Here is an 11,230-nt window from a genome sequence, read left to right as displayed (position 1 = left end):
GATTGTGTTCTTGGCAACGGAGACGATCATGGCGACGGCGCAACCTCAATCGGCCTGCGAAACGGATCGCCAGGCGCATATCGAAGCGGCGGCCTTTCCGACGCGGGAATACATCGGCGCCATGGCGCTGGAAATGGCGCGGCTGGCGCGGGACGAGGGCGACGTGCGGCTGGCCGGCTTGCTGGAACAGGCGGCGGGCGTGGCCGGTCATCCGCCGACCTAAAGAGAAGCGAGACCGCCGGGCAGCAGGTCGGCGCGGCCGGTCAGGCTGAGCTCCAGCAGGGCGGCGGCGATCTGGGACACGGGAGCGTTGAGGGCGCGGGCGATCTCGTCGCGCGGCGTCGGGGTCGGCGACAGCAGGGCGGCGACGCGGTCGAGGAAGGCGTCGTCGAGGTCGCCGTCGAATCGCATCGGATCGGCAGGCGGCTCGCGCAGGGTGCGCAGGGTGTTGAAGGCGCGGTCGATGTCGTCGATCCCCTCGCACAGGATGGCGCCCTGGCGCAGCAGCTCGTTCGGACCGCGCGCGCGGGGATCCAGAGGCGATCCGGGCACGGCGAAGACATCGCGGCCCTGCTCGGCGGCGAGACGGGCGGTGATCAGGGAACCGGACCGGACCTCGGCTTCAACGACCACCACCCCGCGCGACAGGCCGGAGATGATGCGGTTGCGGCGCGGGAAGTCGCGTGCCTGGGCGCGAGCGCCGACCGGGCTTTCGGAGACGACGCAGCCTTGTTCGGTCAGGCGGGCGTAGAGGTCGGCGTGTTCGGACGGATAGATGTCGTTCACCCCGCCCCCCAGGACCGCGGCGGTTCCGGTCGCCAGGGCGCCTTCGTGGGCGGCGGCGTCGATGCCGCGCGCCATTCCCGAAACGACGACATGACCGGCCTGACCGAGTTGTTGCGCCAGACCGCGTGCGATCCGCTGACCGCCCGCCGAGGCGATGCGGGCGCCGACGATGGCGACGCTGGGCTGGTTCAGCAGATCGACGCGACCGCGCGTCCACAGGATCGGCGGCGGCGGATCGAGCGCGGCCAGCATCTCGGGATAGTCGGGATCGCCCAGCACCAGCAGGCGGGCGCCGATGGCGTCGCCGGCGGCGATTTCGCGTTCGACCGTCTCGACGGGCGGCGGAACGGAGGCGGCGCCGGACTTGCGCACCAGATCGGGCAGGGTGTCCAGCGCACCGAGGGCTGAGCCGTAGCGGCCGATCAGTTGAGCGAAGGCGACGGGGCCGATGCGGTCGGTGCGGGCGAGCCGCAGCCGGGCGAAGCGTTCGGCCGGGTCCAGGCTCACGCCTTCTTGGCCCCGATGCGCGGTTCCTCGCCCTTCAGCAGCCGGGCGATGTTCTGGTGATGTCGAACCCAGATCAGGACGGCGGCGAAGACGGTCAGGGCGAGGATGGGCAGGCTGACCGGCAGGCCGACGACGGCGAGCGGCAGAAGCGCCAGCAGCGGCGCGGTCGCCGATGAAATAAGCGCCGCCAGCGACGAATAGCGGAACAGGAAGGCGCAGAGCAGCCAGACCGCCCCCGCCATCAGGCCCAGCGGCCAGGCGGCGGCCAGCAGCAGGCCGTAGAAGGTGGCGACGCCCTTGCCGCCCTTGAAGCTCAGCCAGACGGGAAAGAGGTGTCCCAGGAAGGCTGCGCCGCCGGCGATGGCGCCGGCCAGTTCGCTGCCGAACAGATGACGGGCGATCAGCAGCGCCACCGCGCCCTTGCCCGCGTCTAGCAAAAGGGTGGCCAGGGCCAGATCCTTGCGGCCGGTACGAAGGACATTGGTCGCGCCGATATTGCCCGAGCCGATGTTGCGCACGTCGCCGGCGCCGGCTGCACGCGTGATCACCACGCCGAACGGAATCGAGCCGAGCAGATAGCCGCCCAGCGCCACCAGCGCCAAGGTCCCGAGAGCCGGGGCCACTAGATCCTGCACGTTGATTCGCTCCCCGCGTGTCGTTGCGGCAAAATGCGTCGCGGGGCGGCCGGGAGCAAGGGCGATCCGACCTCTTGACCCGATGATCGGCGCAGCGTTTGGTCCGCGCGTCTTTCCGGAGCCGATCCATGACCCGTATTTCCGCCGCCGCCGCGACCCTGCTGCTGCTTTCGACGACAGGTTGCGTGGGCGCTCCGCCGATGGCGTCTGCGCCGTCGTCGGGTCCGGCGATGGCGGCCTATTTCGACTGCGTTCGGGACGGCGGCGTGGCGATCTCGGCGCACCGGGCGGTCTCGGCGCTGGACCAGCCCGAGAACTCCATCGCCGCCATCGAGGCGACAGGCCGGGCGATCCCCAATGCGATCCTGGAACTGGACGCGGTCCTGACCAAGGACCGGCAGCTGGTTCTGATGCATGACGACACCATGGACCGGACGACGACGGGACGCGGCCGGGTCGCGGACCTGACGCTGGCCCAGGTGAAACAGGCGCGGCTGAAGGCGTCGAACGGCGCCCTGACGCGCGCTGCGCCGCCGACGCTGGGCGAGGCGCTGGACGCCGCCGGACGCGTGGGCGCCATCGCCAGCATCGACCTGAAGCCCGCGGACGGCGAGACGACGGTCGATCTGGCGCGAGCGGTGATCGATCAGGTGCGCCGGTCGCGGGCCGGAAACCGGGTGATCCTGATCACCTACAACGACGCCGATGCGCGGGCGGTGGCGGCCATGGCGCCGGAGATGATGATCTCGGCCGGGCTGAGCGGTGTGGATGATCTGAGCGGGCTTAACCCGGCGCAGATCCTGGCCTGGACCGGCACGCGCGAGGAGCGCCCGGCGCTGTGGCGCGCCCTGCGTGAGGCCGGGGTCGAGGTTCAGTTCGGCACCTTGGGCGCCGAGGGCGTGCGCCGCGACGATCGCTACGCCGCCGACGGGGACGTTTCGGAATACCGCGATCTGGTGGGCCAGGGCGTCACCGTGATCGCCACCGACACGCCGCTGGCCGTAAAGTCGGTGCTGGGCGCCGAAGTGGCCAAGGCCGCGACGTGCGCGCGACCGCGCTGATCTGAGCCTTATAAGACCTTGCGTCCCGCCACCCAGGTTCCGATCAGCTTGCCCTGAAGCCGGCGGCCGTCGAAGGGCGAGTTCTTTGACTTGGAGTGAAGGGTGTCGGCGTCGATGATGACCGGCGCGCCAGCGTCGAACAGGATGACGTCGGCCGGCGCGCCCTCGGCCAGGACGCCCGCGTCGAGGCCGAGCAGGGCGGCGGGGCCCTGGGTCAGCGGACGCAGCACGTCGAGCAAATCCAGACCGTCTTCGTGATGCAGGGTCAAGGCGGCGGGCAGCAGGGTCTCCAAGCCGATCGCGCCGGGTGCGGCCTCGGCGAACGGGCGGCGCTTGTCCTCGGCCGGAGCCGGGGCGTGGGCGGAGGTGATGACGTCGATCAGGCCCTCCCGCACAGCCTCGATCAGGGCCTGGCGGTCGGCTTCGGAGCGCAGCGGCGGGTCCAGCCGGTAGAAGGTGCGATAATCGCCGATGTCCACCTCGTTGAAGCACAGGTGGTTGATCGAGACGCTGACGGCGACCTCCAGCCCCTTGGCGCGGGCGCGGGCCAGGGTGTCCAGCGCGCCCTCGGTTGAAAGCTGATCCACGAGGAACCGCGCGCCGGTCTGTTCCACCAGGGCCAGATCGCGCTCCAGCCCGATCCGCTCGGCGATGGCGGGGCTGCCGGACAGGCCCAGGCGGGTGGCCAGTTCGCCCGAGGCGGCGACCGCCCCTTCCGTCAGCCAGGGGTCGGCCGGGCGGCAGGCGATCAGGGCGTTGAAGGCGGCGGCGTAGCTCATCACCCGTTGCAGGGTGCGGCTGTTGACGATCACCTTGTCGCCGTCGGTGAAATACAGGGCGCCGGCCTCGTCCATCAGGCCGATCTCGGCCATGCGCTGGCCGTCCAGGGCCTTGGTCGCGGCGCCGGCGGCGCGGACGTTGACCAGGTTCAGCGCCGCGCCGCGCCGCTGGATGAAGTCGATCATGGCCGGGTCGTCGACGGCGGGATCGGTGTCGGGTTGGACCACGATGGTCGTCACGCCCCCGGCGGCGGCGGCTAGGCTGGCGGACTTCAGCGTCTCTTTCGGTTCAGCGCCGGGTTCGCCGGTCTTGACCCGGATGTCGATCAGGCCGGGCGCGAGGCACAGGCCGTCGGCGTCGATGATCTGATCCGCCGCCACGTCCGGCGTCGGGCCGTGGATCACGCGGCTGATGCGGCCGTCCTGGATCAGCAGGCCGCCTGGGCCGTCGTAGTTCGTAGCGGGGTCCAGCAGACGGGCGTTGTTGATGGCGACGGTGGTCATCGGGCGTCTCCCCAACGGGCGGAGAGGGAGGCCAGCACGGCCATGCGGGCGGCGACGCCCATCTCGACCTGATCCTGGATCAGGGAGACGTCCAGGTCGTCGGCCACGTCGGAATCGATCTCGACGCCGCGGTTCATAGGCCCGGGGTGCATGACCCGGGCGCCGGGATTGGCCCAGGCCAGCTTCTCGCGATCCAGGCCCCAGAAGCGGAAATATTCGCGGGTCGAGGGCACCAGGGCGCCGGCCATCCGCTCCAGTTGAAGCCGCAGCATCATGACCACGTCGCAGCCTTTCAGACCTTCGCGCATGTCATGGAAGACCTCGCAGCCCCAGCGGTCGGCGTCGCCGGGCACCAGGGTCGGCGGGCCGATCAGGCGGACGCGCGCGCCCATCATCTGCAACAGGGCGACATTGGAGCGGGCCACGCGGCTGTGGGTGATGTCGCCGCAGATGGCGACGGTCAGGCTGGTCACATCGCCGAACGCGCGGCGCATGGACAGCAAATCCAGCAGGGCCTGGGTCGGGTGTTCGTGGCGGCCGTCCCCGGCGTTGACGACGGAGCAGCCGACCTTCTGGCTCAACAGTTCGGCCGCGCCCGAGGCCGAGTGGCGGATGACCAGGATGTCGGGCTTCATGGCGTTCAGGGTGACCGCCGTGTCGATCAGGGTTTCGCCCTTCTTCACCGAGGAAGAGGCGACCGGCATGGTCACGACGTCCGCGCCCAGCCGCTTTGCGGCGATCTCGAACGACGAGCTGGTGCGGGTCGAGTTCTCGAAGAACAGGTTCACGACCGTGCGGCCGTGCAGCAGGTCCAGGGCCTTGGACGACTGGCGATTGAAGTCGACGAAGGCGTCGCCCAGGTCCAGCAACTGCGGCGTCACATACGGATCGAGGTCCGATGCGGCCAGGAAGTGCGGTTTGGGGAACGGAACCAGCCGGTCGCGGATGGTCTGATCGGTGACTTGAGCGGGCTGGGTCATCGAGACGCGGCTATAGGCGCGACTCGGTCTGAACGCCAGTCAGGTGAAGTGGAACAGGGCCAGCAGGATGGGAATGACCACGGCGCTGCCTACGGTCGTCAGGGCGATGACGCCGGCGATCAGGGGGGCGTCGCCGCCCATCTGGCGCGCCAGGATGTAGGAGGCGGCCGAGCCGGGCGCGGCGCCGCAGATCAGGGCGATGCCCTGCGCCAGGCTGTCGCCGCCGAGGGCCCAGGCGATGAACCACATCAGCGGCGGCATGACCCCGAGTTTGACCAGGCTGACAGCGGCGATGGTGGTGCGGCGGCGTTTGACCTCGGCGAAGGACAGACCCGCCCCGGCGACGATCAGGCCCAGCGGCAGGGCGGCGGCGCCCAGCAGGTCCATCGCATCCGACAGGCCCGGGATCAGCGGCACGCGCAACAGGTTCAGCGCCAGGCCGATCAGGCAGGCCAGCAGAATCGGATTGGCCAGCATCGACTTGATCAGCCCGACCACTGACGGCTCGCGGCGCAGTGAACCCCATTTCGCCAGCACGGCGACGCAGGCGATGTTGGTGACGGGAATGATGAAGGCGATGGCGACCGCGGCCAGCGCTGTGCCTTCCGAGCCATAGACCGACTGGATCACCGGCACGAAGACGAAGCTGTTCCAGCGGATCACGCCCTGAAAGACGCTGGTATAGGCCGGACCATCGAGTGTGATCAGGGGCTTGGACGCCAGGGTCGCGGCCGCCACGATCAGGGTCGCGCCCACCGCCGCGGCGCCCGCCACGGTCGCGCCGCCGCCGGCGAGGTCGGCGTGCCAGATCGCGGGGATTAGGAAGCTCGGGTAGAAGATGTTGATCGACAGCTTCTCGATCGGCCGCCACGCCTCGTTGGGCAGGAAGCCGGACTTTCTGAGGCCGTAGCCCAGGGCTATCATCAGAAAGACCGGCAGGACGCCGGCGATCAGGGCCGTCAAACCCAGGTCGCCTGGTCCCGAACCCGATCCAGCGCCCCTTGCAGAATCCAGGCGGCGGCGGTGCGGTCCACGACCTGGGCGCGACGTTTGCGGTTCAGGTCCAGATCCTCGATCAGGAAGCGCTCGACCGCGCTGGTGGACAGGCGCTCGTCCCAGAAGGCGATGTTGACGGGCCGAAGCCGCTCCAGGTTGCGGGCGAAGGCGCGGCACGACTGGGCGCGCGGACCTTCCGTGCCGTCCATATTGGCGGGCAGGCCGATGACCAGGGCCGAAACCTTGCGATGCGCCATCAGTTTGAACAGGTGTTCGGCTTCCTGCGTGAACTTGGACTTGCGGATCAGCTCCAGCGGCGAGGCGATCAGCCGGGTGGAATCCGACACGGCGACGCCGATGGTCTTCTCGCCCAGATCCAGCCCCATCCACGGCGTGTCAGGCGGGCAGGCGGCGGGCAGGTCGAGGAGGTCGAGAACGGGCACGGCCTGCGGTTAGGACTGGCGCGGGCCGAAGTCAAAGGCGATGGTGACGATGGTGGACAGGAAGGACGATGATATGCGCATAGCGACAGCAGCGATGACGGCTCTCGGGCTTGTGCTGAGCGGGTGCGGACAGTCCGACGCGCCGGCCAAGACCGAGACCGCACAGGATACTCAGATCGCGGCAGCCGCGCCGACGCCGGCCGTGATCACACGCGCAGTCACGCCCCCGACCACCAAGCCGGTCGGGCCTGCCGAACGGCGCGCGGCTGCTGCACGCGAAGAGATCGGCACGGCGGCCGACGTGTCGCAGTTGCAGGCCCTGCCGGACCAGAACGCCAAGGTCTTCAGCCTGTCAGGCGGCGACCCGGCGGTGAATGGTCTGGTGACCTATTTCGCCCTGTTCGGCGGTTCGGCCGAGGGCTGGCGCGCCTATCCACTGGGCGACTATGCCGAATGGAAGGTCGTCGAGGCGAAGGCCGGGCGCGTGGTCCTGGCGGTGCGTCAGGACACGGCGGGGCCGAACGGCGACATCCTGAAGGTGGAGCGCACGGTTCAGATCGACTTCCCCCCGAGCGGCGAGTCGCCGCCGAACGCGGTGTCCGTCAGCACGTCGCAGTGAGATCACGCCTGACGACGGGCGGCTGATCCTTGTGAATCCCAAAGCGTGCGGCTAATCCGACCGCTTCGTTTTCATTTTGTGTTGGAGGGCCGCATGGCCATCGACGCTGCGACGGTGCGCAAGGTTGCGCATCTCGCCCGCATCAAGACCCCCGAGGACCGGCTGGAGCCGCTGGCGCAGGAGCTGAACGGCATCCTGGCCTGGATCGAGCAGTTGGATCAGGTGGATGTCGAAGGCGTGGAGCCGATGACCTCGAACGTCGCCCAGCCGCTGCGCCTGCGCGACGACGTCGTCACCGACGGCGCCAAGGTCGATGCGGTCTTGTCGAATGCGCCCAAGTCGGCGGACGGCTTCTTCGTCGTGCCCAAGGTGGTCGAATAGTCATGAGCGACCTGACGAAACTGACCCTGAAGGGCGCCGTCGACGGGCTGAAGGCCAAGGACTTCACCTCGGCCGAAATCACCCAGGCCTTCCTGACCAGTATCGAGGCCTCGAACCCGACGCTGAACGCCTATGTCGCGGTGACGGCGGACAAGGCCATGGACATGGCGCGCGCGTCCGACGCCCGCATCGCCGCCGGCCAGGGCGGGGCGCTGGAAGGCGCGCCGCTGGGGATCAAGGACCTGTTCTGCACCGAGGGCGTGCAGACGACGGCCGGCTCCAACATGCTGCGCGGCTTCGTACCGCCCTATGAATCGACCGTCACCGCCAATCTGTGGCGCGACGGGGCGGTCATGCTGGGCAAGCTGAACATGGACGAGTTCGCCATGGGCTCGTCCAACGAGACCTCGGCCTTTGGCCCGGTGAAGAACCCGTGGAAGTCGACCGGCTCGAACGTCGAGCTGACGCCGGGCGGTTCGTCGGGCGGTTCGGCCTCGGCCGTGGCGGCCAATCTCTGCCTGGCCGCCACCGCATCGGACACTGGCGGCTCGATCCGCCAGCCCGCCGCCTTCACCGGCACGGTCGGGATCAAGCCCACCTATGGCCGCGCCAGCCGCTTCGGCATGGTGGCCTTCGCCTCGTCGCTGGACCAGGCCGGGCCGATCACCAAGACGGTCGAGGACGCGGCCCTGCTGCTGCAATCCATGTGCTCGTTCGACGCCAAGGATTCGACCAGTCTGGACATCCCGACGCCCGACTGGACCCAGTCGGTCGGCAAGTCGGTCAAGGGTCTGCGCATCGGCGTGCCGCGCGAATATGTCGTGGACGGAATGCCGGCCGAGATCCAGGCCCTGTGGGATCAAGGCGTGGCCTGGCTGAAGGACGCCGGCTGCGAGATCGTCGAGATCAGCCTGCCGCACACCAAATACGCCCTGCCGACCTACTATATCGTGGCGCCGGCCGAGGCGTCGTCGAACCTGGCTCGCTACGACGGGATGCGGTTCGGGCATCGGGCGGAGGACTTCAAGTCGCTGGACGATCTGTACGCGACCTCGCGCGCCGAGGGCTTCGGCAAGGAGGTCCAGCGTCGCCTGACCATCGGCGCCTATGTGCTGTCGGCCGGCTTCTACGACGCCTACTACGTCAAGGCGCTGAAGGTGCGTCGCCGCATCGCCGAGGACTTCGACAACGTCTGGGGCCAGGTGGACGCCATCCTGACGCCATCGACGCCGTCGGCTGCGTTCGCGCTGGGCGACAAGCAGATCGACCCGCTGACCATGTATCTGAACGACGTCTTCACGGTGACGACCAACCTGGCCGGCCTGCCGGGCATTTCGGTGCCGGCGGGCGTGGACGCCGGCGGCCTGCCGCTGGGGCTTCAGGTCATCGGCAAGGCGCTGGACGAGGCGACGGTCTTCCAGGTCGGCGCCGCGCTGGAACGGGCGGCGGGCTTCACGGCCAAGCCGGGCAAGTGGTGGTGAGCATGAGCGACAATATCAAGACCATCAAAGGCCGCACCGGCGATTGGGAGATCGTCATGGGCCTGGAAATCCACGCCCAGGTGGCGTCGAAGGCCAAGCTGTTCTCCGGCGCCGCCGTCGGCTTCGGCGCGGGACCGAACGAGCAGGTGTCGCTGGTCGATGCGGGCTTTCCCGGCATGCTGCCGACGCTGAACAAACACTGCGTCGAACAGGCGGTGAAGACGGGCCTGGGACTGCGCGCGCAGATCAATCGCCGCAGCCAGTTCGACCGCAAGAACTACTTCTATCCCGACCTGCCGACCGGCTATCAGATCAGCCAGCTCTATTATCCCATCGTGGGTGAAGGCGTGGTCGAGGTGGAGGCCGAGGACGGCAGCTTCTTCAACGTCGGCATCGAGCGGCTGCACCTGGAGCAGGATGCGGGCAAGCTGATCCACGACCTGTCGCCGACCGAAAGCTACGTCGACCTGAACCGGGCCGGCACGGCGCTGATGGAGATCGTCTCGCGTCCCGACCTGCGCACGCCGGACGAGGCGGTGGCCTATGTGAAGAAGATCAGGACCATCCTGATCTATCTAGGCACCTGCGACGGCGACATGGAGAAGGGCAATCTGCGGGCCGATGTGAACGTGTCGGTCTGCCGGGCCGGCAACTACGACAAGTTCAAGGAGACGGGCGACTTCAGCTATCTGGGGATGCGCTGCGAGATCAAGAACGTCAACAGCTTCCGCTTCATTTCTCAGGCGATCCAGTATGAGGCGCGCCGCCAGATCGAAATTCTGGAGGACGGCGGTTCGATCACTCAGGAGACGCGCCTGTACGACCCGACGGCCGGCGAAACGCGCTCGATGCGGTCCAAGGAAGAGGCGCAGGACTATCGCTACTTCCCCGATCCCGACCTGCTGCCGCTGGATCTGGAAGAGGCCTGGATCGCCGAGATCAAGGCGTCGCTGCCCGAGTTGCCGGACGACAAGCGCAAGCGCCTGATGGCGGACTATGGCCTGTCGCAATACGACGCCATCGTACTGATCTCGGAACAGGCGAAGGCCGACTATTTCGAAGCCGCGGCCAAGGGTCGGGACGCCAAACTGGTGTCCAACTGGGTCACCAACGAGGTTTCGGCGCGCCTGGCGGCCGAGGGCAAGGACTTCAGCCAGAACCCGCTGCCGGCGGCGCACGTCGCGCAGCTGGTGGAGTTGATCGAGACGAACGTCATCTCGTCCAAGATCGCCAAGGAGGTGTTCGATCACGTCTGGAACGGCGAAGGTTCGCCGGCCGAGGTGGTCGAGAAGCACGGCTTGAAACAGGTCACGGACACCGGCGCCATCGAAAAGGCCGTGGACGAAATCATCGCCGCCAATCCGGACAAGGCGGCGGCCGTGGCTGAAAAGCCCCAGGCCATCGGCTGGTTCGTCGGTCAGGTCATGAAGGCCACGGGCGGCAAGGCCAATCCGGCGGCGGTCAACGACATCCTGAAGGCCAAGCTGGGCCTGTAAGGCGAGGCGTCGGACGAAAAGCAAAGGCCCTGCGGAGCGATCCGCAGGGCCTTTTCCATTTCCAGGCTCAGGCCGATGGCGGGACGGGCGGCGCCGGCGGTGCGGGGGGAGCCGGAGGCGCGGGCGGGACGGGGGCGTCCGGGTCGGTTGGCACTGGCGGAACGGGCGGTGCAGGCGGCGGGGGCGGTGCAGACTCATCGGCAGGGGGCGGCGCCGGGGGCGCTGGCGGCGCAGGCACGGCGGGATCGACCGGCGGCGGGGCCGGGTGGTGCGGAATCTGATGATCGACCGGCGGGGGCGGAGGCGGCGGCGGTGCGCTGGGCGCTTGCTGGGCGGTTGCGGCGCCGGCCAGCAGCATCGAGGCGGCCAAAGCGGTCAGTGCGATCTTCATCGGGACATGTCCTTCGATTGAAACGGCATCCGGAAACGCGTCCGGACGTCATCGTGAGTGGCGACGAAGGGCAGCGTCGGAGCGCATCGCGGCCGATTTTCGTCCAGCGGGTCTCAAGTCGTTTCAAGCGATGATTGCTGAAGCTGATCTCGGCCAAGCGGCGTTTGTGGC

At 68.5% G+C, this 11,230-nt stretch carries 12 protein-coding genes; 6 read left to right on the top strand and 6 right to left on the bottom strand.

Annotated features, from left to right (window positions below; all coding sequences use genetic code 11):
• Positions 1-28 precede the first annotated feature (28 nt).
• Complete coding sequence (locus tag E7T10_RS11040; RefSeq protein ID WP_137721834.1) at positions 29-223, top strand: hypothetical protein; 195 nt, start codon at positions 29-31, stop codon at positions 221-223.
• Here E7T10_RS11040 and dprA read toward each other — a convergent pair.
• Together dprA and plsY are read right to left on the bottom strand one after the other, a co-directional pair.
• Positions 220-1,293, bottom strand: coding sequence for a DNA-processing protein DprA (dprA, locus tag E7T10_RS11035; RefSeq protein ID WP_137721833.1), 1,074 nt, complete (start codon positions 1,291-1,293; stop codon positions 220-222). The genes E7T10_RS11040 and dprA overlap by 4 nt on opposite strands.
• Positions 1,290-1,928 carry a glycerol-3-phosphate 1-O-acyltransferase PlsY gene (gene plsY / locus E7T10_RS11030; RefSeq protein ID WP_137721832.1) on the bottom strand — a complete coding sequence of 213 codons (639 nt, stop codon included), beginning with the start codon at positions 1,926-1,928 and terminating at the stop codon, positions 1,290-1,292. The genes dprA and plsY overlap by 4 nt, the downstream gene beginning before the upstream one ends.
• Positions 1,929-2,056: 128 nt before the next feature.
• On the opposite strand from plsY, the gene E7T10_RS11025 reads away from it, so the two are divergent.
• On the top strand, positions 2,057-2,989 hold the full coding sequence (locus E7T10_RS11025) for a glycerophosphodiester phosphodiesterase family protein (protein ID WP_137721831.1): 933 nt from the start codon (positions 2,057-2,059) through the stop codon (positions 2,987-2,989).
• Positions 2,990-2,997: 8 nt separating this feature from the next.
• Here the strand turns inward: E7T10_RS11025 and pyrC are convergent, their stop codons facing one another.
• From pyrC to ruvX, 4 genes are read right to left on the bottom strand one after another with little or no spacing between them, the layout of a single operon-like run.
• The gene (pyrC, locus tag E7T10_RS11020; RefSeq protein WP_137721830.1) at positions 2,998-4,272 is read right to left on the bottom strand and encodes a dihydroorotase; all 1,275 of its coding nucleotides are present in this window, start codon (positions 4,270-4,272) and stop codon (positions 2,998-3,000) included.
• On the bottom strand, positions 4,269-5,252 hold the full coding sequence (locus tag E7T10_RS11015) for an aspartate carbamoyltransferase catalytic subunit (protein WP_137721829.1): 984 nt from the start codon (positions 5,250-5,252) through the stop codon (positions 4,269-4,271). The genes pyrC and E7T10_RS11015 overlap by 4 nt, the downstream gene beginning before the upstream one ends.
• 39 nt (positions 5,253-5,291) lie before the next feature.
• Complete coding sequence (locus E7T10_RS11010) at positions 5,292-6,215, bottom strand: AEC family transporter (RefSeq protein ID WP_137721828.1); 924 nt, start codon at positions 6,213-6,215, stop codon at positions 5,292-5,294.
• Positions 6,212-6,691, bottom strand: coding sequence for a Holliday junction resolvase RuvX (gene ruvX / locus E7T10_RS11005; protein ID WP_017506485.1), 480 nt, complete (start codon positions 6,689-6,691; stop codon positions 6,212-6,214). Before ruvX ends, E7T10_RS11010 begins: the two co-directional genes overlap by 4 nt.
• 73 nt (positions 6,692-6,764) lie before the next feature.
• On the opposite strand from ruvX, the gene E7T10_RS11000 reads away from it, so the two are divergent.
• The 4 genes from E7T10_RS11000 (at position 6,765) to gatB (ending at position 10,668) form a co-directional block, all read left to right on the top strand.
• Positions 6,765-7,310, top strand: coding sequence for a hypothetical protein (locus E7T10_RS11000; protein ID WP_137721827.1), 546 nt, complete (start codon positions 6,765-6,767; stop codon positions 7,308-7,310).
• A gap of 93 nt (positions 7,311-7,403) precedes the next feature.
• The gene (gene gatC, locus E7T10_RS10995) at positions 7,404-7,691 is read left to right on the top strand and encodes an Asp-tRNA(Asn)/Glu-tRNA(Gln) amidotransferase subunit GatC (protein ID WP_039247681.1); all 288 of its coding nucleotides are present in this window, start codon (positions 7,404-7,406) and stop codon (positions 7,689-7,691) included.
• A gap of 2 nt (positions 7,692-7,693) precedes the next feature.
• The gene (gatA, locus tag E7T10_RS10990; RefSeq protein WP_137721826.1) at positions 7,694-9,172 is read left to right on the top strand and encodes an Asp-tRNA(Asn)/Glu-tRNA(Gln) amidotransferase subunit GatA; all 1,479 of its coding nucleotides are present in this window, start codon (positions 7,694-7,696) and stop codon (positions 9,170-9,172) included.
• 2 nt (positions 9,173-9,174) lie between these two features.
• Positions 9,175-10,668, top strand: coding sequence for an Asp-tRNA(Asn)/Glu-tRNA(Gln) amidotransferase subunit GatB (gatB, locus tag E7T10_RS10985; protein ID WP_137721825.1), 1,494 nt, complete (start codon positions 9,175-9,177; stop codon positions 10,666-10,668).
• Positions 10,669-11,230: the final 562 nt, after the last annotated feature.

Origin of the sequence: Brevundimonas sp. SGAir0440, from assembly GCF_005484585.1 — a bacterium.
Lineage (GTDB): Bacteria > Pseudomonadota > Alphaproteobacteria > Caulobacterales > Caulobacteraceae > Brevundimonas.
Note: the sequence above shows the minus strand (reverse complement) of the source record. Positions and strands in the feature narration are given on the sequence as shown.